We start from the raw sequence: 21,090 nt of genomic DNA, 5'->3' as shown, positions 1-21,090 counted from the left end.
CTGACCCATCGGGACTTGAGAGATGGCCAAGAAGAAGCGCGGCGATGCACATGGAGGCGGTCACGGCTGGTTCGTGACCTTCGCCGACCTGATGGGCCTGATGATGAGCTTCTTCGTCATGCTCGTCGCGTTCTCGACCCAGGATGCCAACAAGCTGAAGGTCGTCGCCGGCTCCATGCGCGACGCCTTCGGCGTCCAGAGCGAGGCGCGCTACGCCGGCATCGTCGAGTCGGATGGCCTGCCGACCCGCCCGCGGCTCAAGAACGTCGATCACATCGAGCCCGAAGAAGCCTCCAACACGCCGACGCCGGACCAGGAGGATCGCGACCGCACCCAGGGTGCGAAGATGAAGATCGACCGCAATTTTGCGCTGGCCGCGGCCTCGCTGCGTCAGGCGTTGCAGGACATGCCGGAGCTGACCGAGATGTCCAAGCACGTCATGTTCGAGGAAACCAAGCAAGGCCTCAATCTCGAGATCGTCGACCAGGACGGCCGTTCGATGTTCGCCGACGGCTCCAAGGTGCCCTACGACCGCACCCGCCGCCTGATCGAGAAGCTCGCGATCCCGCTCAAGGCGACCCCGTTGCGCGTCTCCATCGCCGGTCACACCGCGGCCGGCTTCGTGCCGACCCGCAGCGACTACGGCGCCTTCGACCTGTCGGCCGACCGCGCCAATGCCGTGCGCCAGATCCTCGAACGCGAGGGCCTGCCGCCGTCCCACATCTTCGCGGTCTCCGGCAAAGCCGACACCCAACCGCTGTTCCCCGACGATCCGTCGCTCGCCGCCAACCGCCGCGTGACCATCACCCTCATGCGCGAAGATCCGCCGTTGCCGCCGAACTTGAAGCCCTAAACTCCCTGCGCTACCATCTTACCTGAGGTTGCTTGTCGCGACGCCGATGAGCGTGGCTGCGCCGTCACAGCATCTGCCGCAGCACCTGCTATGTTCTGCTAATTGACAGGCACGCCGGAAGCGTCAAAAGGCGCGGGATCAAATCCAGGGACGAAGCGTTTTCCACCCTCATGACGGCGAGCATCACATCGACCGAGACCCAGGACGGGCCGGCCACCTCGGGCTTTTGGGCGCTCACGCTCGGAAGCATCGGCGTCGTCTTCGGCGATATCGGTACCTCGCCGCTCTATGCATTCCACGAGGCGGTGAGGGGCGCGGCCCATGGCGCGCCGGTCACGCGCATCATGGTGCTCGGCGTGCTCTCGCTGATCCTGTGGGCGCTGCTGATCGTCGTGACCGCAAAGTACGTGCTGCTGCTGCTGCGCGCCGACAATAACGGGGAGGGCGGCACGCTCTCGCTGATGGCGCTCGGCCAGCGCGCGCTCGGGCGGCGGAGCTGGTTCCTGCTCGCGCTCGGCGTGGTCGGGGCCTCCATGTTCATCGGCGATTCCATGATCACGCCGGCGATCTCGGTGCTGTCGGCGGTCGACGGTCTCAAGCTCGCGACGCCCGCGTTCGAGCATTACGTCGTGCCGCTCACGGTGCTGATCCTGGCGCTGCTGTTCGCGGTCCAGAGCAAGGGCACGGCGCTGGTCGCCTCGGCGTTCGGGCCGGTGATGGTGATCTGGTTCACCGTGCTGGCGGTGCTGGGCGTCATTCACATCGCCGACGACCCGTCGGTGCTGGCGGCGATCAATCCCTATTATGCGCTGCAATTCCTCTCGTCGCATGGCACGATCGGTCTCGTGACATTGGGGGCCGTCTTCCTCGCCGTGACCGGCGGCGAGGCGCTCTATGCCGATCTCGGCCATTTCGGGCGCAAGCCAATCCAGTCGGCCTGGATGTTCTTCGTGCTGCCGTCACTCCTGATCAACTATTTCGGGCAGGGCGCGCTGGTGCTGTCCGATCCGACCGCAATCGAGCACTCCTTCTACCGCATGGTGCCCGAGCACTTCGTGCTGCCGCTGGTCGGGCTTGCGACCGCGGCGACCGTGATCGCGAGCCAGGCGGTGATCACCGGCGCTTATTCGCTGGTCTATCAGGCGGTGCAGCTTGGCCTGCTGCCGCGCTTCGAGGTGCGCTACACGTCTGAGACCCATGCCGGCCAGATCTATCTGCCGCGCGTGAACCGGCTGCTGCTGATCGGCGTGATGCTGCTGGTGCTGTTGTTCCACTCCCCCAGCAATCTGGCGTCCGCCTATGGCATTGCGGTCTCCACCACCATGGTCGCCGACGGCATCATGGGCTTTGTCGTGATCTGGAAATTGTGGAACTGGCGCGCGGCGACCGCGGCTGCCGTGATCATGCCCTTCGTCCTGGTCGACATGAGCTTCTTCAGCGCCAATTTGCTCAAGCTGCTCGAAGGCGCCTGGGTGCCGCTGCTGTTTGGCGCTGCGATGGCGGCGACGATCTGGACCTGGCGGCGCGGCACGGGAATCCTGATCCAGAAGACGCGGCGGATCGAGGTGCCGCTGGACGACCTCATCCGCAGCCTCGAGAAGCGCCCGCCGCACATCGTCAAGGGCACCGCGGTGTTTCTCACCAGCGACCCCGCCTTCGTGCCGACCGCGCTGTTGCACAATCTCAAGCACAACAAGGTGCTGCACGAGCACAACGTGATCCTGACCATCGAGACCGCGCACACGCCGCGGGTCGATTTGTCCGAGCGTTTCCGGATGGAGAAGGTCAGCGACAAGTTTTCGAAGGTGCGCCTGCGCTTCGGCTTCATGGAGCAGCCGAATGTGCCGAAGGCGCTGGCGATCGCGCGCAAGCAGGGCTGGCAGTTCGACATCATGTCGACGTCGTTCTTCGTGTCGCGGCGCTCGCTGAAGGCGTCGGCACAGTCCGGCATGCCGCTGTGGCAGGACCATCTGTTCATCGCGCTCAGCCGGTCCGCTAACGATGCCACCGACTATTTCCAGATTCCGACCGGTCGGGTGGTTGAAGTCGGTACCCAAGTCACTATTTGATCGCAGTCGGCGGACCTATGCAGATTTTGCATGCCGATGGCCCAGAATCGGGCTAGGCTATGCCAGTAGCGCAGGACTATAAGCCGCGCTCTTCCGCCATGGTGCAGTGAAGCATTTTAGAGGCCATCGTCTCTCCCATGACAAGTGACGTAGTAGTTCCCGCCCCGGAAACGGCGGCGGCCAATGGGCATGGCGATGCCCATACCACCGCAGGTTTCGGCGCGCTGACGCTTGGCAGCATCGGCGTCGTCTATGGCGATATCGGCACCTCGCCGCTCTACGCGTTTCGCGAGGCGGTGATCGCGGCGTCCGGCGCCGAAGGTGCGCCGACGTCGGCGGCGGTGCTTGGCGTCGTGTCCCTGATCCTTTGGGCACTCATCGTCGTGGTGACGCTCAAATACGTCGTGATCCTCTTGCGCGCCGACAACAATGGCGAAGGCGGCACGCTCGCGCTGATGGCGCTGGCCCAGCGCGCGGTCGGCACCGGCGGGGCGACCATCGTCCTGCTCGGCATCATCTCCGGCGCGTTGTTCTACGGCGATGCCGTGATCACGCCGGCGGTCTCGGTGCTGTCGGCGATCGAAGGCATGAAGGACGTCACGCTGCGGTTCGAACCCTATATCGTGCCGTTGACCGTGGTGATCCTGGTCGGCCTGTTCGCCGTGCAGTCGCGCGGCACCGCCCGCGTCGCGGCGTTCTTCGGCCCCATCATGTGCGTCTGGTTCGCGGTGATCGCGATCGCCGCGATCGGTCCGATCATCGCGCAGCCGCAGGTGCTGTTCGCGCTCAATCCGTTCTATGCCGTGTCCTTCATGCTCCACCACGGCATCATCGGCTTCGTGACGCTCGGCGCCGTCTTCCTCGCGGTCACCGGGGCCGAGGCGCTCTATGCCGATCTCGGCCATTTCGGCAAGCGGCCGATCCAGACCGCCTGGCTGTTCATCGTGCTGCCGTCGCTGGCGCTGAACTATCTCGGGCAGGGCGCTCTCGTCCTTGGCGATCCCGGTGCGATCGAGAGCCCGTTCTTCCAGCTGTTTCCGCAAGGTTTTGCCCGTGGCGGCATGGTCGTGCTGGCGACCGCCGCCACCGTGATCGCGAGCCAGGCCGTCATCACCGGCGCCTATTCGCTGACGCGCCAGGCGATCCAGCTCGGGCTGCTGCCGCGCTTCGAAATTCGCCATACGTCTGAAGCCCATTCCGGCCAGATCTTCATCCCGCGCATCAACCAGCTGTTGCTGGTCGCGGTGATCATGATGGTGCTCTTGTTCCGCTCCTCCAGCGCGCTTGCCTCCGCCTATGGCATCGCCGTCACCGGGACCATGGTGGTCACCGGCATGATGGGCTTTGTCGTGATCTGGAAGGCCTGGAAGTGGTCGCCGCTGTGGGCCGCCGCCCTGATCGCGCCGTTCTTGTTCCTCGACCTGACCTTCCTCGCCGCAAACCTGCTTAAGGTGTTCGAGGGCGGCTGGGTGCCGCTCGCGCTCGGCGCCCTCATGATTCTGATGATGTACACGTGGCGGCGCGGCAGCCGTCTGCTGTTCGAGAAGTCGCGCAAGCTCGAATTCCCGCTCGCCGACCTCGTGGCGATGCTGGAGAAGCGGCCGCCGCAGCGGGTGCCCGGCACGGCCGTGTTCCTGACGTCGGACCCGCTCAGCGCGCCGACCGCGCTGATGCATAGTCTGAAACACTACAAGGTGCTTCACGAGAAGAACGTCATTCTCACGATCGAGACCGCGCAGACCCCGCGCATCGATCCGGCCGAGCGGGTGAAGCTCGAACAGATCAGCCCGACCTTCTCCAAGGTGACGCTGAAGTTCGGCTTCATGGAATCGCCCAACGTGCCGAAGGCGCTGGCGATCGCCCGCAAGCTCGGCTGGCAGTTCGACATCATGTCGACCTCGTTCTTCCTGTCGCGCAGGGCGCTGAAGCCCGCCGCCCATTCCGGCATGCCGCGCTGGCAGGACCGGCTGTTCATCTCGCTCAGCCGCTCCGCCAACGACGCCACCGACTATTTCCAGATCCCGTCCGGCCGCGTGGTCGAGGTCGGCACCCAGGTGACGATCTAGGCTGACGATCTAGGGCAGGGATTCAAACCCCACTTCAAGTCGCTGCGATTTAGCTTTAACTTGCGCCGCCCGGCTCAAGCCTTTGTAGCGCTTGATTTTCGCATGCCGAGAGGCGAGGTTGCCGCCCCCGGCAGGCGGGCGGACGTTGGAGGATGATGTGACAAGCCAGGTACAGGATCTGACCCCGGACGAGGTCGCCAAGGGTGTCGCGGAAGGCCGCTATCTGCTGGTCGACGTCCGTGAGCCGAACGAGGTCGAGGCCGAGGCCTATCCGTACGGCGTCGTTGTTCCGCTCTCGACCTTCGATCCCAAGGCGATCCCCGATCCCGCCGGCAAAGAGGTCGTGTTCGCCTGCCGTTCGGGCAAGCGCTCGGTGACTGCCTCGCTCGCGGCGCAAGCGGCGGGTCTGCCTTACGACAAGCATCTGGCCGGCGGCATGCTCGGCTGGAAGGCGGCGGGTCTTCCCAGCAAGGTCGGTGGCTGATCGGGTCGATGTCGAAAAGCCCGTCCCTCAACAAGGTCTTCGCCGACCTTCCCGTCACCATCTTCGAGGCGATGTCGCAGGCCGCGCGCGACAATGCCGCCATCAATCTCGGCCAGGGCTTTCCCGACGATCCCGGTCCGGAGGATATCCGCCGCGCAGCCGCCGACGCCTCGCTCAACGGCTACAACCAGTATCCGTCGATGATGGGCCTGCCGGAACTGCGCCAGGCGATCGCGACTCACTATGGCCACTGGCACGGGCTCAAGCTCGATCCGATGAGCGAGGTGATGGTCACCTCCGGCGGCACCGAGGCGCTGACCTCGGCGATCCTGGCGGTGGTGCAGCCCGGCGACGAGGTGGTCTGCTTCCAGCCGGTCTATGATTCCTATTTGCCGATCATCCGTCAGGCCGGCGGCATTCCGCGTCTCGTGCGTCTGGAGCCACCGCACTGGCGGCTGAATGAGGACATGCTCAAAAGCGTCTTCAATTCAAAGACCAAGGCGGTGCTCTTCAACAATCCTCTGAATCCCTCCGCGGTGGTCTATCCGCGCGAGGACCTCGAGCTCCTGGCTCGCTACTGTCAGGAGTTCGACGTCATCGCGATCTGCGACGAGGTCTGGGAGCACGTCACCTTCGACGAGCACAAGCACATCCCGCTGATCACCATTCCCGGCATGCGCGAGCGCACGATCAAGGTCGGCTCGGCCGGCAAGATCTTCTCGCTGACGGGCTGGAAGATCGGCTTCGTCTGCGCCGCGCCGCCGCTGCTGCGCGTCGCCGCCAAGGTGCACCAGTTCCTGACCTTCACCACCGCGCCCAACCTCCAGGCCGCCGTCGCCTACGGCCTCGGCAAGCCGGATGAGTACTTTCTGTCGATGCGCAAGGATCTGGCGCGGAGCCGGGACCGCCTGACCAGGGGGCTGGAAAGCCTCGGCTTCCCCGTGCTGAAGTCGCAGGGCACCTACTTCCTCACCGTGGACCTGTCGCCGCTCGGGCTGAACGAGAGCGATACCGAGTTCTGCTGGCGGATCGTCAGGGATTTCAAGGTCGCGGCGATCCCGGTCTCGGCGTTCTACGAGCAGGACCCCGTCACCTCGGTGGTCCGCTTCTGCTTTGCCAAGAAGGACCAGACGCTGGACACCGCGCTGGAGCGGCTATCGGACGCGGTGCGCGGACGCAAGAGGTAGATGACATGACGAACGTCAGCCGCTCCCGCCTTGGTCTCGCGATCGCCGCAGCGCTGACGTTGCTCCCGCAAGGGGCGGGCGCCGAGGAGCGCGTCGTCAACTTCTACAACTGGTCGAACTACATGGCGCCTGATGTCCTCGAGGCCTTCACCAAGGAGACCGGCATCAAGGTGGTCTACGACACCTTCGACGCCAACGAGACGCTGGAGACCCGCCTGATGGCCGGCAAGTCCGGCTACGACGTCGTGGTGCCCACCGCCTATTTCCTCCAGCGCCAGATCAAGGCCAACATCTTCCAGAAGCTCGACAAGTCGCAGCTCCCCAACCTCGCCAACGCCTGGCCGATGGTGACCAAGAATCTCGCGACCTACGATCCCGGCAATGTCTACGCCGCGAACTACATGTGGGGCACGACGGGCATCGGCTACAACGTCGCCAAGGTGAAGCAGATCCTCGGACCCGACGCCAGGATCGACAGCTGGGACATCGTCTTCAAGCCGGAGAACCTCGCCAAGTTCAGGGATTGCGGCGTGCACATGCTCGATTCCGCCGACGATATCTTTCCGGCGGCGCTGAGCTGGCTCGGGCTCGACCCGAACTCGACCAAGCAGGCCGACCTCGAGAAGGCCGCCGACGTCGTCGCGAAGGTGCGCCCGTCGGTGCGGAAATTTCACTCCTCCGAATATCTGAGCGCACTCGCCACCGGCGAGATCTGCTTCGTGGTCGGCTGGTCCGGCGACATCATGCAGGCCCGGGCGCGCGCGGCGGAGGCCAAGAGCGGAGTCGAGATCGGCTACACGATCCCGAAGGAGGGCGCGCAGATGTTCTTCGACAATCTCGCGATCCCCGCGGACGCCAAGAACGTCAAGGAAGCCTACGCGCTGATCGACTATCTCTATCGCCCCGACGTCGCCGCCAAGAACTCGGACTTCCTGTCCTACGCCAATGGCAACCTCGCGAGCCAGAAGCTGGTCGACCCGAAGATTTTGAACGACAAGAACATCTATCCGGACGAGGCGACGCTCGCAAAACTGTTCGTCATCACCGCCCGCGATCCGGCGACGCAGCGGGTCATCAACCGGCTTTGGACCAAGGTGAAGACGGGACGGTAGAGACGTCGCGGTCGCGCCGGGATCAACCCCGGCAACTCATCTTCTGCAAAACAACCCCATGCACAGTAGAACCGCCATTGGCGTGTTGTCGGCGGTGACGGCGCCTAAGGTGTGGTGCTGCTTCCGTGAATCGAGCCGCAGGCGCAAAAGCCTGAAGCATCTCTCCCGCAACGCGAAGTGAGCCACCGGACGCGCCTGATGTGATCGACCTGCGGTCCTTTGACTCGTCGGGCAAAACACTGGCAGAATGGCATCGTCGCCATCAGGCTCAAACGCCGCTCCCAATACGAGCATGAGAGCAGGGGCGGCCCACCACTCATACCGCACCGTGTCAGTCTGCGTGCTGTGGGAGAACTCGCTCTCGACGGTACACGCGAGTGAGAGACCGTTGCGCCATTTCATTTCCGGCCGCGCAGGGTGAGCACAGCGTTCTCAACGAGGAAGCGCCGGTCGGTGCGTGCGCCCGAGCTCGGCGCGTACATTCGTTGTGTCCTGCGAACTGTAGGACAGGGCGAACCGGTTGCTGCCGACGATGGCAGTCTCGCCGTAGCGGGCTCTCGGGAGTTATGGAATGGGCTTTCTAATAGCTCGTATTATCATCTATAATGAGTTATAGAAGGGAATTCTATAGCTCATGCGCTGGAATTGGGAGCAGCCGACCTGGCCACATTTTACCTACGACGCGGTCGCCCTGGCGCCGCTCGAGGCTGAATTCCTGCTTCGCTCTGGCGAGTTCATCGGCGCCTTCAAGCATGTCAGCCAAGGTGATCGGGAGAACTTGCGCATTGAAGTCATCAGTGACGAGGCGCTGAAAACCTCAGAGATCGAGGGCGAGATCCTCAACCGGGACAGCGTTCAGTCGTCGTTGCGGCACCAGTTCGGCCTTGGTGATCAGCAGGCCGGTGTGTCTCCTGCCGAACGCGGCATCGCGCAAATGATGGTCGATCTGTACCTCAACTTCGCGACGCCACTGACCGGCAAGACGATGTTTGGCTGGCACGGCATGTTGATGAGTGGGGATCGGGCGATCAAGACGATAGGCGCCTACCGTGCCGATTCCGAACCCATGCAGATTGTTTCCGGAGCGATCGGTCAGCGCAAGGTTCACTTTGAGGCGCCGCCTTCCGAGACCATGGCGAGAGAGATGGCTGCGTTCGTCCAGTGGTTCAACGACACCGGGCCGGATGGCGCTCACCCGCTGCCGGCAATCACGCGCGCCGCCATGGCGCACCTCTACTTTGTCAGCATTCATCCTTTCGAAGATGGCAACGGCAGGATTGCTCGTGCGCTGGCAGAAAAATCGCTTGCGCAAAATCTAGGTCAGCCAACGCTGATCGCGTTGGCATTTACCATCGAACGCAAGCGGACGGCCTACTACGATGCTCTTGAGCGCAACAACAAGCGCATGGAGATAACGGATTGGCTGCTGTACTTCGGCCAAACAACCCTCCAAGCGCAGGAAAACACCAATCAGCGGGTCGACTTCTATATCGCGAAGACAAGGTTCTATGAGCGTCTGCGTGGGCAATTCAACGCTCGCCAGGAGAAGGCGATCGCCCGCATGTTCAAGGAGGGCATCGATGGCTTCAAGGGTGGTCTCAGCGCCGAAAACTACATCAGCATTACGAAGGCTCCGCGCGCGACGGCGACACGCGACCTCCAGGATCTTGTCGCGAAAGGAGCGCTGACCAGAACGGGCGAACTCCGGCATACCCGTTACCGGTTGAAACTGGATAACAAGGAGCCAGCGCAGTGACCGCTACCGCAGCCTGCGATGCAGCCACAGCCGCCGCTCGGGATGCTCGCGCACTCAGCTTTCCACGACGCATCCCTCCATCTACGTCGCGGCAATAGATCCAGACCCCCACGCTTGGAGCGGAGCGCGCTTTCGGCCCATCTTGCATGTGAGCGGTAACGTCGTCGTTATCATACTGTAACGATCGATAAATACCTCAGGCGCGGGGATGGTGTCGGCTCGTCGAGCAGATCCCCACTCGTGTGCAGAAGCACCGGGTGCATTCAGCAGGCCAGGATCCGGAGCCCATTCAGATGACAACCTTTTCGCCTTCGAAATTCTGGAGATATGCGACCCTCGGCGCTGCTCTGCTGCCGGCCGCGGCGCGCGCCGACTCCATTCCTTCCACGCCGCCGGTGAATTTCACCAACAGCTCCACCGCCTCGGTCGGATCCACGATCGTCAACCTGCTGGATTCCTACACCCGTCTCATGCTCGTCGATCCCAAGCTGAGGAACGGCGTGGGGGTCATGGAGCAGAATTATCTGACCGTCATCAGGATGACGCAAGAACGCACGCCGGCGCAAACGCTCGCCGCGGTTCATGACGATCGCACGGCGCAGCCCTATAGCGTTCTCAACGGGTTGGGGCCTCTGACGTCGTACTTCATGACGGGGATCGGGTCTTCCACGACGGCGACGCCGCCCACGAGCCTGACGCCCACCTCGTATCCGGCGACCACGTTGCAGGACTACGACGCGTCCGCACACGGCATCAACTATCTCAACAGCGCGACCATCGGCTTTGCGGCCTTTGGCGACGGCACTGCGACGCCATTGTCCGATGCCGCAAACTTCCTCAACACCACCATCCGCAACAACGCCTCGACCGAGCCGCCGAAGCGCACGTTCGAGCGCTACATGGGCTCGACCGCGCCGGTCGTGAACCCCGCGTCGATCGCCGCCGGGGTGATCAGCCCGCTGGACGCGCGCTACGGCAATTACAATGCCGTCAGCAACAAGGCCGGTCTCTCGGCCACGGACACCGCGCAGTTCGTCGTTCCGACCTATTTCAGCAGTTTCTCGGTGCCGATCGCCTACTACAACACGCTCAATTGGGTGCGGGGCTACACCGCGACTGCGGCGCTGGTGGCGGCCAATGGAGGCAATCCGATTACGGTCCCCGACGTCGGAAGCTTCGACGCGTCGGGCAATTTCACGCCGACCCAGTTCAACGCCGGCGACTACGTTCCGGGCATCGGCACGGCGCCCCGTCCGTTCAGGCTCTCGGCCAAGGTCAAGGTTCCGACGCTGCTCTGGCAGATTGCGAACGGCACCAATCCCTACGGCGACGGCGCCTTCGTCAGCGGTCACACCAATCTCGCCTACAACCAGGCGCTCGGTCTGGCCTTCCTGGTGCCGCAGCAATTTGAAAGCCTGCTGGTTCGCGCCGCCGACCTCGGCAACAATCGCATTCTTGCCGGCATGCATTCGCCGCTGGACGTGATCGGCGGCCGTATCGAGGCGACCGCGATCGTCGCGACCAACATCTACGGCGCGCTCTATGGTCCGTATGGCAACCGGCTGGATTGGACCAATTCCGCCAACGCCTCCGCCTATGCAGTCTATCAGGCCCATACCAAGGCCCAGAAATATCTGGCGCAATCGTGCGGTACGAGCACGGTGGAAGACTGCCTCAAGCGGCTCCGCGGCACCCACGACGACGATGGCCACGACCGTCGCGCCGGGCGCGATCATGACCGCGACGATCGGGAGCCCGACTACAACCTCGATCCGGACGACAGCAGGGGTTACACCTACCGGATGAGCTACGGGCTCGCCTTGGCCTCGTCGATGAAGTTGCCTGAGACCGTCCCGGTGCAGGCGCAGGTGTTGCTGCTGACCCGCTTCCCCTATGCCACCGACGAGCAGCGGACCGAGATCCTGCGCAACACCGCGCTGCCATCCGGCTTCGCACTGCTCGACGGCAACACCTGGGACGGCTGGGGTCGGCTCAACCTCTACGCCGCGGTCAAAGGACAGGACTCGTTCTTCCGCGCCGTCAGGGCCGCAACGACGCGGTGAGGTCTGCAAGCCTCGAGGGGCGACGGCCCGGTTGCATCCGGCTGCTCATCCTTCGAGGCTCGTTGCGCAGTGCAAATGCACTGCGCAGCTCGCACCTCAGGACGACGGGACTAACAGCGTCGTCATTGCGAGCGCAGCGAAGCAATCCAGAATCCCTCCGCGGGTGTAGCCTGGATTGCGTCGCTGCGCTCGCAATGACGGGGTAACTACCGCCACCTGCGGTGCAGCCACAGCCACTGCTCGGGATACTCGCGTACCCAGCTCTCCACCACACTGGTGATCGCCTGGGTCGTGCCCTGGATGTCGATCTTGCCTTCGGCATCGCGCACCGGCGGAATCTCCTCGGTCAGCTCGGCGGTAAAGCGAAAGCCGGGCTTGCGGATGATACGGACGCCGTGGATGGGGCATTCGACCTGGCGCAACAGGCGCGCCAGCGTCGGGTTGGCGCGGGTCTTGCGACCGAAGAAGGTGACCTCGACGCCGCCGGTCAGATATTGGTCGATCAGCATGGCGACGTGCTTGCCGTCCTTGAGCGCCTGCCCGAGCCGCAGCGGCGCGTCGCGGCCGGCCGGGATCAGCGTGCCCATGTTGACCTGGCGCATCTGCTGGATGATGCGGTCAGCAGAGGCGATGTTCGGCCGGCGATAGAGGATCGCAGCGTCGAGCCCATGTGCGACGGCGGCGAGCGCCGGCAATTCCCAATTGGCGAGGTGGGCGGCAAAGATCAGCGCCGGCTTGCCGTCGTCACGGATGTGGTCGAACAATTCGATGCTGCGCTTCGGCAGCTCGATCCGGCTCTTCTCCGGATGCGCGCGGTCGTAATCCCAGACGTGGTCCATATGGGCGAACTCGGCGCCGACGCGGCCGAGATTGTCCCACACGCCCATCAGGATCTGTTCGATCTCCTCCGGCGACTTCTCGGGGAAGGCGGCGGTGAGATTGGCGCGGCCGATGCGGTGCTCGCGCAGCTTTGGGCCGATCGTCCTGGTGAGGCGCGCGAAAAAGTCCGAGGTCTTGACCGGGTCAAAATAGCGCGTGGTGCGCAGCATGCCGACGGTGGCCGCGCCGATCAGGCCGCCGGCGATCGATTTGGCCGCCTCCCGCGCGCGGGCCTTCGTGCTCGCAGGAAGCAGCGCCATCCGTCCGGTCAGGCCGGTTCGCGGGTCAGGATCAGCGAGGCGTTCTGGCCGCCGAAGCCGAACGAGTTCGACATCACCGCGGTGACGCGGGCGTCGCGCGCGGTGTTGCCGACGACGTCGAACAGGATCGTGGGATCCGGATTGTCGTAATTGATCGTCGGCGGAATGCGCTGATGCTCGAGCGTGAGCAGCGAGAAGATCGCCTCCACCGCGCCTGCGGCCGAGATGGTGTGGCCGACCATCGACTTGTTCGAGGTGACCGGAATCCTCGAGACGAGATCGCCGAACACGGCCGATGTCGTGTTGTACTCCATCTTGTCGTTCTCGGGCGTCGCGGTGCCGTGCGCATTGATGTGGTCGATCTGGTCCGGCTCCATGCCGGCATCGGCCAGGGTCTTCTTCATACAGCCGATGATCGGCTTGCCGTCTGGCGACGAGCGGGTGCGATGGAAGGAATCGGTGAGCTCGCCGCAGCCGGCGATCACGCCAAGGATCTTTGCGCCACGCGCGGTCGCGGCTTCGTAGCTCTCCAGCACCAGCGCGCCTGCGCCTTCGGCCATGACAAAGCCGTCGCGGTTCTTGGAGAAGGGGCGGGAGGCCGCTTGCGGCGGATCGTTCTGGGTCGACAGCGCCGAGAGCAACGAGAAGCGCACCAGCGCTTCCGGATTGACCGTGCCGTCGGTGGCGACGCACAGCGCGGCGTCGGTCTCGCCGCGGCGGATCGCCTCGACGCCGAGCTGGATCGAGGTCGCGCCGGAGGCGCAGGCCGTCGACAGCGAGATCGGCGAGCCCTTGGTGCCAAAGGTCTCGGCGAGGTGGGCGGCGACCGAGCCGAACATGAAGCGGTGGTGATAGGCGTTGTACTTGCCGCCGCCGGAGATGCGCAGCAGATCGTCATAGGTGAAGTCGGGCTTGCCGACGGCGCGGCCGAGCTCGCGGCGCTGCGGCCATTCGACCTCGACCGGCGCGACGGCGAGGAACAGGGGGCCCGGGAAATCGCCCTTGGCGCCGATGCCGGCCTGCTCAAGCGCTTCCTGGGTGACCAGCTCGGCCATGCGTTCGGAGAGGCCGGTGGAGGAGAACGGATCGACGCTGACGAAATCGACCGTGCCGGCCATCGTCGTCTTCAACCCGTCGATCGGAAAACGCGTGATGGTGCGAATGCCGGATTCGCCGGCCACGAGCTTCGACCAATTGTCGGCCTTGCCGGCGCCGAGCGAGGTCGTGATGCCCATGCCGGTGACGACGACGACGGGACGTCCGAGCTTGTCGCGTGGTGCAGTCATGTGTCCCCCAAAAGAACTAGCTAACCGCCTCGACCAGCGCCATGCCTTCGCCGCGCCAGTGTCCGGCCCCCACCACCACGATCTGGGTGGGCGCTCCCTGCATGTCAACCTCGGTCCCGGTCGAATCGTTCGGCGGGAACAGCGCGCCGCGCGAGATCGCGAGAGCTGCGAGCGCGATCCCGAGCGGGAATTGCGTTTCCATGGTGTGACCGAACATCGTGCCGGTCGCGCGCACCGGAAAATCGGCATGCTTCTTCAGGAAGCCGCGCTCTTCCGACGTCGCCGGCTCGGCGCCGGTTGCACCCGAGATGATCGCGCCCTTGCCCTCGCGCTTCGGCAGCTTGTCCCAAAGCCTCTCCAGCGTCGCTTCCATGTCGCCGGACTGCTTGCGCCGGGCGAGATCCGTCACCACGCTCGACAGCTTTGCGAACGGCTTGGCGCCGCGCGCTTCCGCATGCGCCTTCGATTCCAGCACCAGGAAAGCGCCGGCCGAGCCGAGCGCGAAGCCGGCGTGGTCCTTGCGCTGCCACACGGGGGCAAACTTGTCCTTCAGATTGAAGTCGCCGAATTCGTAGAGGACCATCAGGTCCTTGCGCTCGCCATTGTGCGAGCCGCCGACCAGCGCAATGTCGCTCTCGCCCGAGGCGATGCGCGACAGCGCGATGCGCGCGGCATCGGCGCCCGCAACCTCTTCGCCCATGAAGGTGCGCGAGGTGCCGCCGAGACCGTTGACGATGGCGATGTTGCCGGCGAGCAGATTGGAGAGCTGGGCCAGAAACAGAGTGGGGCGCAGATCGCTCATCAGCCGCTCGTTGAGGAAGCCGGGTGCGTTCGCCCCCTTGGCCTCGGCGGTGAGCACGCCGGTGTCGACGTTGAGATCGCGCTCGCCGCCGCCGGCGGCGACCACCATGTCGATCTTCGACAGGATGTCCTTGTTGCCCTTGATGCCGGCCGAGTCGAGCGCGAGCCCTGCGGCATAGACGCCGATGCGCTGCCAGGCTTCCATCTGGCGTTGGTCGCCCTTCTTCGGGATCTGGCTGTCGAAGGTAACAGGCATCAAGGGATGCACGATGAAAGGCGCAAAGCCCTTCTCGTCGACATTGATGCGCTTCTCCTGAAGCGCGGCCCAGTTGGCGTCGAGCCCCTCGCCTAGCGAGGTGGCAAGACCAATGCCGGTGATCCAGACTTCCGTCTGGCCGGCCTTCGAAGCAATCTCAGTCATGGCGATACGGCCTGTTGCGGAAAGCCGACGCGCTTGGCGACCGCGTCCATGTATCCGCGCATATCCGAATTGGGGAAGGGAATCAGGGTGAAGGTGAGCGTCGAATTCGCGCGCAGCTTGCCGCCGACCCGGATCTTGGCCTCGGTCATGGCATAGCCCGAGCCCTCATGGGCTACGCTTGCTTCGAGGGTCATGAGGTCGCCCGGAAACACCGAGCCGCGGACCTTGGCTTCCTTGACGGCTGCAAGAATCGGCATCCGCTCGAACTTCAGCACGCCAAGCAGGAGAAAGCCCGAGGCCTGCGCCATCGATTCGATCAGGAGCACGCCGGGCATCAAGGGATAGCCCGGGAAGTGCCCCTCGAAGATGGTGCTCTCCTGCGGGACCTGGGCCTCGACGACGATCGTCTTCTCGTCGACCTTGAGGTCGACGATGCGATCGATCATGTGGAAGTATTCGAGTTGCATGATTGCGCGACTAGGCGCTCGCGCCCTTGGCTGCGACCAGCTCGTCGATGCGCGCGCACAGGTTCTTCAGCACGAAATACTGCTCGGTGGTCGCCTTGCCGTCGTTGACCTCCTGGGTCCACTTTTCCAGCGGTAGCTTGATGCCGAACTGCTTGTCGATCGCGAACGCGATGTCCAGGAAATCGAGGCTGTCGATGCCGAGGTCATCGATGGCATGGCTATCCGGCGTGATCGTGTCGCGCGGGATGTCGCAGGTTTCAGCGATGATCGTAGCGACCTGATCGAATGTGGAGGACATCACTAAGCCTTTGATATATTGCGAATATTTTTCGGATGTTCCAGAAGGGCACGGAGGGCCTGCATCGCGCCCCGAATGACGCCCTCAAACCCCCTCTGGTTGGGTCGAAAGCCCGTATATCGGAGCGCCGCCCTGAGTTCAATGGAGCCGGGCAGGCCCAAGGGGACAGTCAGGGACGGGGCTGGGGATGCCCGTCGGGCCCCTCCGCCGGGGGGGCGGTGTGCCCTTGCCTAGATATGGGGCGTGGTGATCCTGACGCAGTCCCGCCGGCCCATCAGCACGCAGTCCTGGGTCCGGCGCAGATCGGCGATCGAGACCGCGAGCCAGATCCCGATCGCGGTCAGCGCGATGGTGAAGGCCAGTGCTGCGATATTGGCGAGCATGCGGTGGCGGAAGTCGTCCGGCTCGGCGCGGGGCTGCTCATAACGCGACAGGTCGAGCGGCTCGGGGGCGCCGTGCAGCGGCTGCACGATGCCGCCGCCCCGGTGGACCACCGGCGAGGGCGAGGTGCGCGGCCTGAACTGGAGCACCCGGTGCTCGTCGTCCGAGGTTATGGGCCGCTGGGATTTCATGGTGCGGGGATCACTCCGAAGCAGCAAATTTTAGATAGCATACGTGGCAGAGGCGTTGCAGAAAATCTTCTCAACGCGCACGTGCGCTGCGCGCTGGCATGATCTTTCATCGCAGATTGCGAACGAGCGGCAGAAGGGGCTGTCATCCCGGTGCAGGGATGCGGTTTGCGCTGCAACAACAGCCTTGCCTCGCGCGCCCGTGAACGCTGGCTTGCGGACGCCACACGTGCGAACGGATTTTGCAGCGGCAAGGCCCATGGCATAGTCGGGAACCTCGACCGAACCTTGGACCGTTGCAACCAGATGAGAGGCCCTCGACCATGACCACCACCAACGCGCGCGAGCCGAGAGTGCATCCGGTGCCGATCCTGTCGCTCCGGCCGACGCAGATGACGGTCGGCATGCGCGAGGTCAAGGAGAAGCGCAAGCGCTGGCGCGAGCGCGACAAGAAGAAGCAGTCCGACATGCTCGGCACCCACATGATCCCCGTCGTGTTCGGACCGGACGAGCGCTACTACGTGATCGACCATCACCACCTCGGCCGCGCACTGCATGACGAGGGCGTCAAGGAAGTGCTGGTCACCGTGGTCGGCGATCTCAGAATGGTCGAGCGCGAAGCGTTCTGGGGCGTGATGGACAACAAGCGCTGGGTCTATCCCTACGATGCCAAGGGCGAGCGCCGTCCGTTCCGCGACCTGCCGAAATCGGTCGTCGATCTCAAGGACGATCCGTTCCGCAGCCTCGCCGGCGAGCTGCGCCGCATGGGCGGCTTCGCCAAGGACACCACGCCGTTCTCCGAATTCCTGTGGGCCGACTATCTGCGCCGGAAATTGTCGCGCAAGGCGGTCGACGCCAATTTCGACAAGGCGCTGGAAAAAGCCATGGCGGCGGCCAAGAGCAAGGATGCGATCTACCTGCCCGGCTGGTGCGGTCCGGCGGACGACGATTAAGACGATCCGCGGCGAGACGGCCCCAGCGTGGAAGGGTGATGGGCTGGGGCCGCCGCGCTTTGCTTGCCGGAAGCGGAGGCGAAGCCGAACCGGGGCAATCGGCCTCCAGCGGGTGTCACGCTCCCGATGAAAGACGAGCGTGAAGCCTAAGCCGAGTGCGCGCGCGAGCGATGTGCACTTTCGAACATTCGGCCCCTGTTCGCTCGGGACGTCCTTTGCGGCTGGTAAAGATAACCGCGTCGCGCCTGTGCGATCATTTCGGGCTTTGCAGGCCGGGCGGGGACAGCCAGCGCTCCATCTCGGCGGCAGCTTCGCCGTCGCGCACCTTCTGCATCAGCGTGTGGCGCTCGGCGCCGGCCGGCAAGCTTTTGGCAGCAGTGCGGGCCTCCTGGCTGAATTTTTTCAGGCGCTCCTGGAGCGACAGGGCCGGTCGCGTGCGGTTGCGTTTCTTGGTCATGGCTTGGGCCTTTCCTGCATAAAGCCAAGCACGCGAATGCGCGCAGCGTCCTTAACTTTTGTTGGAACCGGGCGCACCGATCGCGGGTTTTTCATCGTGGTCCACTGCATACGACCGGAGCTGACCCGACTTGCCCAGCGATACGATCCGCGCGGCGCTTCTCAAACGCCTGCGCATTTCATCCGGCATTTCCGACGAGGATGTCGGAGAGATCGAGGCCCTTCCGATCGCGGTTCGGCAGTATCCGGCGGAGACGCCGGTAGTGCGTGACGGCGAGCGGGCGACGGAATGCTGCCTGATCGCGGAGGGCTTTTGCGCACGCTCCAAGACGATCGCGGACGGTAAGCGGCAGATCCTCTCGATCCACATCCCCGGCGAAATCCCCGATTTGATGAGCCTGTTCCTGCACGTCATGGACCATGATCTGTCGACGTTGACGCCGTCGACACTCGGCTTCATCAGCCACAAGACGCTGCAAAAGCTGCATCGCCGCAGGCCCGCTGTTGCCGAGATGTTCTGGCGGGACACCCTGATCGATGCTGCGATGTTCCGCGAATGGATCGTCAATGTCGGCCAGCGCCCGGCGCCCGCGCGGCTCGCCCATGTCATGATCGAATTACGCGAGCGCCTGCGGATCATCGGCCGCGTGGACGGCGGCAATTTCGAGATGCCGCTGACACAGGAACAGATCGGCGAAGCCCTGGGGATCACCGCCGTTCACGCCAACCGAGTGATCAAGCAGTTGCGTCAGGAAGGCATCGTCGAGCTGCACCGTGGCCGGGTCACCGTGCTCGACGAACGCAAATTTTTGGAACTTGCAGATTTCGACGGCCGTTATTTGCACCAGTCGCCCACGCTTTGAGCCGCCGATGCCGCGCTTCCATTTCGACATCCACGAGAATGGCCGTCTCATTCCGGACGAGAGCGGGCAGGAATTCCCTGACGTCAATGACGCGCGCAAGGAAGCCGTGCTGACCGGCGCCTCGATCGCCCGAGACGCCTTCATCGCCGGTAGCGCGCATCGTGTCGTCGTCGATGTCCGCGCGGAGGGCGTGCCGTTCTTGAAGGTGTCGATTACGCTCGAGGTTCAGGAGGCGTAGGTTCTCCTACGACTGCTGCTCGTTCCAATCCTCCAGCGTCGGCGTCGCCATGTCGAAACGGTCGCGGATGGTCGAGCAGGTGCTGCCGCCGAGCCGGGCGATGGCATCGAGCCGGGCAGGGTCGATGTGCAGCCGCTCGGCGTCGACGACGTCGGCGTGATAATGCGCAAACAGGATCTCGCCCATGATGATCTGCCGCGACTTGCCGAGCTCCAGCGTGATGTGGCGGCGGCATTCGAACGCGGCCGGCGCCTCCTTGATCCAGGGCGATGCCACCGTCTTGCCCGGCATGGCGGTCAGGCCGGCCGCCTTCAGCTCGTCATGATCCGGCGCGAACGGCACGGCGCAGACATGCATGGCCTCGGCAATCGCATGCGAGACGATGTTGACGGTAAAAACCTCGGTCAGGCGGATGTTGAGGCCGGTGTCCTTGAACCGCATGTCCGGATGGTTCTCGACGCCGAGCGCCAGGATCGGCGGATCGGCCGACAGGCAATTGAAAAAGCTGAACGGCGCCGCGTTGACGCGCCCTTCGGGATTGACCGTCGTCACCAGCGCGATCGGGCGGGGCACCACGGTGCCGATCAGGAGCTTGTATTTGTCGCGCGCCGACAGCACGCGGAAATCGAACGTCACGTCATCCATCATTCACTCTCGATCGAAGGTGCGCCGGCATGCGCCTGGAGGAAGCGTTCTTCCCACCATGCGAACAGCATGTCGCGCAACGCTGCGGCGTCGTCCTCGCCATAGATATCGCTGCGCTTGGCCGCGTTGAAATCCGCAAGCTCCTCGGCCGACAGCGCGACCGGCAGCTCGGTGATGCGGATCGGTGTGTTCGGAAACTCCGGCTTGTAAGCGGGGTCACGGCGCAGCGGCCGGTCGGTCTTGATGGTCGGATTGCGAAAATCCTTCGGCGTGCGCTGGCTCGCCAGCGTCGGCGTCTTCGGCACGCGCGCCAGATCGACCTCCGTTGCCGCAAACACCGTCAGCTTCAATGGCTTCAGCGCGAAATTGCTGGTGCGCATCACGTCGGCGCCGCAGACGTTCGGGACCGCCAGCACGTCCATCAGCGCCAGAAGGTCGACATGGTCGCCCGCCTTGGTGGTCTGCCGCGTCATGTAGGCGTGGCCGTCCTGGTCGACGCCAGTGCACATGAACAGGTTGAAGGAATCGTGCACGTCGTCGGGCGTCAATCCGTATTCCCGCTGCGCCTCGGCCTGGATGTCATGGCAATTGGTGTGCACCGAAAAACCGTAAGACGCCTCGTAGACATAGGCGCTGCAACGGGGAAACAGCACGTCGTTGCGGCCGACCGTGTCCTCGAGGATATAGAGCATCGCGCGCTCGCGCGGCGGCGCCGACCACATGAAGGTGCCCTTGGTCGGATGGAAGCCGTGCACGGTGCGGGTCCGCCCGCAATGCATGAACTCCTTGTAGTCGTGCAGGTTGAAGCAGTTGAAATCGGCGCACTGGCCGCCTTCGACCTGCTCGATGCGCAGGATCTGGCCTTTCAGGAGCTCGATGGCCTTGCCCGTGCCGGGCTCCAGCACATGCTCGAACAGGATAGGGCGCTCGCTCATCGCACCGGCTCCAGATCATTCGGCTTCGCCGTGGTCTCGGCCTTCCGCGCCGCCGCGTATTCGCGCACGGCCAGCCGCACCAAAGCGGCGCGGTCCGGCGCGACGCCGCTGGCGATGGTCCGGTCCATCAATTCGAGCTGCTGCTGATTGAGCCGCAGCCTGATCACGGTCTCGGTCAAATTGGCCTCCAGAATGCGTTTTGAGAAATCTTGTATACAGTTTTTGAGCGAAGCAGGGTGATCGACGTGCCGCCATTTTGGGTAATTATCGGCGGATTTGGTGATTAATCGAGTGCAAACTTTGAGCGCTCGCGTGCCGAATCTTCGCGCTGGTCGACTAAAATCTCCGCATCATGTGTACAGTTATTGGTGTTACTGTACACCAGATTACGCCGGCCAAAGCCGACCGGCATCTCCAGCGCGACGGTCC

At 64.0% G+C, this 21,090-nt stretch carries 21 protein-coding genes; 11 read left to right on the top strand and 10 right to left on the bottom strand.

What is annotated here, in order from left to right; translation table 11 throughout:
* Positions 1 to 22 precede the first annotated feature (22 nt).
* The 8 genes from IC761_RS22115 (at position 23) to IC761_RS22080 (ending at position 11,590) form a co-directional block, all read left to right on the top strand.
* Positions 23 to 853: an OmpA/MotB family protein gene (locus tag IC761_RS22115; protein ID WP_195798747.1), complete on the top strand. Its 831-nt coding sequence runs from the start codon at positions 23 to 25 to the stop codon at positions 851 to 853.
* A 170-nt stretch (positions 854 to 1,023) separates the two neighbouring features.
* Complete coding sequence (locus IC761_RS22110) at positions 1,024 to 2,922, top strand: potassium transporter Kup (protein WP_195798746.1); 1,899 nt, start codon at positions 1,024 to 1,026, stop codon at positions 2,920 to 2,922.
* A gap of 137 nt (positions 2,923 to 3,059) precedes the next feature.
* The gene (locus IC761_RS22105) at positions 3,060 to 4,988 is read left to right on the top strand and encodes a potassium transporter Kup (protein ID WP_195798745.1); all 1,929 of its coding nucleotides are present in this window, start codon (positions 3,060 to 3,062) and stop codon (positions 4,986 to 4,988) included.
* Between the two features lie 157 nt (positions 4,989 to 5,145).
* Positions 5,146 to 5,472: a rhodanese-like domain-containing protein gene (locus tag IC761_RS22100; protein WP_195798744.1), complete on the top strand. Its 327-nt coding sequence runs from the start codon at positions 5,146 to 5,148 to the stop codon at positions 5,470 to 5,472.
* Positions 5,473 to 5,480: 8 nt separating this feature from the next.
* Positions 5,481 to 6,659: an aminotransferase gene (locus tag IC761_RS22095; RefSeq protein WP_195798743.1), complete on the top strand. Its 1,179-nt coding sequence runs from the start codon at positions 5,481 to 5,483 to the stop codon at positions 6,657 to 6,659.
* 5 nt (positions 6,660 to 6,664) lie between these two features.
* On the top strand, positions 6,665 to 7,771 hold the full coding sequence (locus IC761_RS22090) for a polyamine ABC transporter substrate-binding protein (protein ID WP_195798742.1): 1,107 nt from the start codon (positions 6,665 to 6,667) through the stop codon (positions 7,769 to 7,771).
* A gap of 634 nt (positions 7,772 to 8,405) precedes the next feature.
* Positions 8,406 to 9,527: a Fic family protein gene (locus IC761_RS22085; protein WP_195798741.1), complete on the top strand. Its 1,122-nt coding sequence runs from the start codon at positions 8,406 to 8,408 to the stop codon at positions 9,525 to 9,527.
* A gap of 293 nt (positions 9,528 to 9,820) precedes the next feature.
* Positions 9,821 to 11,590: a phosphatase PAP2 family protein gene (locus IC761_RS22080; protein ID WP_195798740.1), complete on the top strand. Its 1,770-nt coding sequence runs from the start codon at positions 9,821 to 9,823 to the stop codon at positions 11,588 to 11,590.
* Positions 11,591 to 11,796: 206 nt separating this feature from the next.
* On the opposite strand, the gene IC761_RS22075 is transcribed toward IC761_RS22080, so the two are convergent.
* The 6 genes from IC761_RS22075 to IC761_RS22050 form a co-directional block, all read right to left on the bottom strand.
* Positions 11,797 to 12,729, bottom strand: a complete 933-nt coding sequence (locus tag IC761_RS22075) for a lipid A biosynthesis lauroyl acyltransferase (protein WP_195798739.1) — start codon at positions 12,727 to 12,729, stop codon at positions 11,797 to 11,799.
* Positions 12,730 to 12,737: 8 nt separating this feature from the next.
* A complete protein-coding gene (locus IC761_RS22070) occupies positions 12,738 to 14,015 on the bottom strand; it encodes a beta-ketoacyl-ACP synthase (RefSeq protein WP_195798738.1) in 1,278 nt (425 codons plus the stop codon).
* Between the two features lie 16 nt (positions 14,016 to 14,031).
* On the bottom strand, positions 14,032 to 15,237 hold the full coding sequence (locus tag IC761_RS22065) for a beta-ketoacyl-ACP synthase (protein ID WP_195798737.1): 1,206 nt from the start codon (positions 15,235 to 15,237) through the stop codon (positions 14,032 to 14,034).
* Entirely contained in the window at positions 15,234 to 15,704 is a 471-nt protein-coding gene (locus tag IC761_RS22060; RefSeq protein ID WP_195798736.1) for a 3-hydroxyacyl-ACP dehydratase FabZ family protein, read from the bottom strand. The genes IC761_RS22065 and IC761_RS22060 overlap by 4 nt, the downstream gene beginning before the upstream one ends.
* A 10-nt stretch (positions 15,705 to 15,714) precedes the next feature.
* The gene (locus IC761_RS22055; RefSeq protein ID WP_007592476.1) at positions 15,715 to 16,002 is read right to left on the bottom strand and encodes an acyl carrier protein; all 288 of its coding nucleotides are present in this window, start codon (positions 16,000 to 16,002) and stop codon (positions 15,715 to 15,717) included.
* Between the two features lie 230 nt (positions 16,003 to 16,232).
* Positions 16,233 to 16,574, bottom strand: coding sequence for a hypothetical protein (locus tag IC761_RS22050; protein ID WP_195798735.1), 342 nt, complete (start codon positions 16,572 to 16,574; stop codon positions 16,233 to 16,235).
* Between the two features lie 320 nt (positions 16,575 to 16,894).
* On the opposite strand from IC761_RS22050, the gene IC761_RS22045 reads away from it, so the two are divergent.
* On the top strand, positions 16,895 to 17,524 hold the full coding sequence (locus tag IC761_RS22045; RefSeq protein ID WP_195798734.1) for a ParB-like protein: 630 nt from the start codon (positions 16,895 to 16,897) through the stop codon (positions 17,522 to 17,524).
* A gap of 253 nt (positions 17,525 to 17,777) precedes the next feature.
* Here IC761_RS22045 and IC761_RS22040 read toward each other — a convergent pair whose 3' ends face one another.
* Positions 17,778 to 17,981: a hypothetical protein gene (locus IC761_RS22040; RefSeq protein WP_195798733.1), complete on the bottom strand. Its 204-nt coding sequence runs from the start codon at positions 17,979 to 17,981 to the stop codon at positions 17,778 to 17,780.
* A 130-nt stretch (positions 17,982 to 18,111) separates the two neighbouring features.
* On the opposite strand from IC761_RS22040, the gene IC761_RS22035 reads away from it, so the two are divergent.
* Both IC761_RS22035 and IC761_RS22030 read left to right on the top strand, forming a co-directional pair.
* On the top strand, positions 18,112 to 18,843 hold the full coding sequence (locus IC761_RS22035; RefSeq protein ID WP_195798732.1) for a Crp/Fnr family transcriptional regulator: 732 nt from the start codon (positions 18,112 to 18,114) through the stop codon (positions 18,841 to 18,843).
* A gap of 7 nt (positions 18,844 to 18,850) precedes the next feature.
* Positions 18,851 to 19,081 (top strand): DUF6894 family protein, encoded by a 231-nt coding sequence (locus tag IC761_RS22030; protein WP_195798731.1) that lies wholly within the window; start codon positions 18,851 to 18,853, stop codon positions 19,079 to 19,081.
* 6 nt (positions 19,082 to 19,087) lie between these two features.
* On the opposite strand, the gene IC761_RS22025 is transcribed toward IC761_RS22030, so the two are convergent.
* Genes IC761_RS22025 through IC761_RS22015 form a run of 3 tightly spaced genes read right to left on the bottom strand, consistent with a single transcriptional unit; the run spans position 19,088 to position 20,840 of the window.
* Positions 19,088 to 19,726: a flavin reductase family protein gene (locus IC761_RS22025; RefSeq protein WP_195804736.1), complete on the bottom strand. Its 639-nt coding sequence runs from the start codon at positions 19,724 to 19,726 to the stop codon at positions 19,088 to 19,090.
* Positions 19,726 to 20,661, bottom strand: a complete 936-nt coding sequence (locus IC761_RS22020) for a DUF1989 domain-containing protein (protein WP_195798730.1) — start codon at positions 20,659 to 20,661, stop codon at positions 19,726 to 19,728. Before IC761_RS22020 ends, IC761_RS22025 begins: the two co-directional genes overlap by 1 nt.
* Complete coding sequence (locus IC761_RS22015) at positions 20,658 to 20,840, bottom strand: hypothetical protein (protein ID WP_195798729.1); 183 nt, start codon at positions 20,838 to 20,840, stop codon at positions 20,658 to 20,660. Before IC761_RS22015 ends, IC761_RS22020 begins: the two co-directional genes overlap by 4 nt.
* Positions 20,841 to 21,090: the final 250 nt, after the last annotated feature.

It is taken from the genome of Bradyrhizobium commune, assembly GCF_015624505.1.
In the GTDB taxonomy this organism is placed as follows: domain Bacteria; phylum Pseudomonadota; class Alphaproteobacteria; order Rhizobiales; family Xanthobacteraceae; genus Bradyrhizobium; species Bradyrhizobium commune.
The sequence above is the reverse complement of the archived record's forward strand: the minus strand, read 5'-3'. Positions and strand labels throughout refer to the sequence as shown.

Bases quoted from the DNA above. Each gene is read 5' to 3' on its own strand.
- IC761_RS22115 (WP_195798747.1), top strand. From the start codon at position 23: ATGGCCAAGAAGAAGCGCGGCGATGCACATGGAGGCGGTCACGGCTGG.
- IC761_RS22110 (WP_195798746.1), top strand. From the start codon at position 1,024: ATGACGGCGAGCATCACATCGACCGAGACCCAGGACGGGCCGGCCACC.
- IC761_RS22105 (WP_195798745.1), top strand. From the start codon at position 3,060: ATGACAAGTGACGTAGTAGTTCCCGCCCCGGAAACGGCGGCGGCCAAT.
- IC761_RS22095 (WP_195798743.1), top strand. From the start codon at position 5,481: ATGTCGAAAAGCCCGTCCCTCAACAAGGTCTTCGCCGACCTTCCCGTC.
- IC761_RS22090 (WP_195798742.1), top strand. From the start codon at position 6,665: ATGACGAACGTCAGCCGCTCCCGCCTTGGTCTCGCGATCGCCGCAGCG.
- IC761_RS22085 (WP_195798741.1), top strand. From the start codon at position 8,406: ATGCGCTGGAATTGGGAGCAGCCGACCTGGCCACATTTTACCTACGAC.
- IC761_RS22080 (WP_195798740.1), top strand. From the start codon at position 9,821: ATGACAACCTTTTCGCCTTCGAAATTCTGGAGATATGCGACCCTCGGC.
- IC761_RS22075 (WP_195798739.1), bottom strand. From the start codon at position 12,729: ATGGCGCTGCTTCCTGCGAGCACGAAGGCCCGCGCGCGGGAGGCGGCC.
- IC761_RS22070 (WP_195798738.1), bottom strand. From the start codon at position 14,015: ATGACTGCACCACGCGACAAGCTCGGACGTCCCGTCGTCGTCGTCACC.
- IC761_RS22065 (WP_195798737.1), bottom strand. From the start codon at position 15,237: ATGACTGAGATTGCTTCGAAGGCCGGCCAGACGGAAGTCTGGATCACC.
- IC761_RS22060 (WP_195798736.1), bottom strand. From the start codon at position 15,704: ATGCAACTCGAATACTTCCACATGATCGATCGCATCGTCGACCTCAAG.
- IC761_RS22055 (WP_007592476.1), bottom strand. From the start codon at position 16,002: ATGTCCTCCACATTCGATCAGGTCGCTACGATCATCGCTGAAACCTGC.
- IC761_RS22050 (WP_195798735.1), bottom strand. From the start codon at position 16,574: ATGAAATCCCAGCGGCCCATAACCTCGGACGACGAGCACCGGGTGCTC.
- IC761_RS22045 (WP_195798734.1), top strand. From the start codon at position 16,895: ATGACCACCACCAACGCGCGCGAGCCGAGAGTGCATCCGGTGCCGATC.
- IC761_RS22040 (WP_195798733.1), bottom strand. From the start codon at position 17,981: ATGACCAAGAAACGCAACCGCACGCGACCGGCCCTGTCGCTCCAGGAG.
- IC761_RS22030 (WP_195798731.1), top strand. From the start codon at position 18,851: ATGCCGCGCTTCCATTTCGACATCCACGAGAATGGCCGTCTCATTCCG.
- IC761_RS22025 (WP_195804736.1), bottom strand. From the start codon at position 19,726: ATGGATGACGTGACGTTCGATTTCCGCGTGCTGTCGGCGCGCGACAAA.
- IC761_RS22020 (WP_195798730.1), bottom strand. From the start codon at position 20,661: ATGAGCGAGCGCCCTATCCTGTTCGAGCATGTGCTGGAGCCCGGCACG.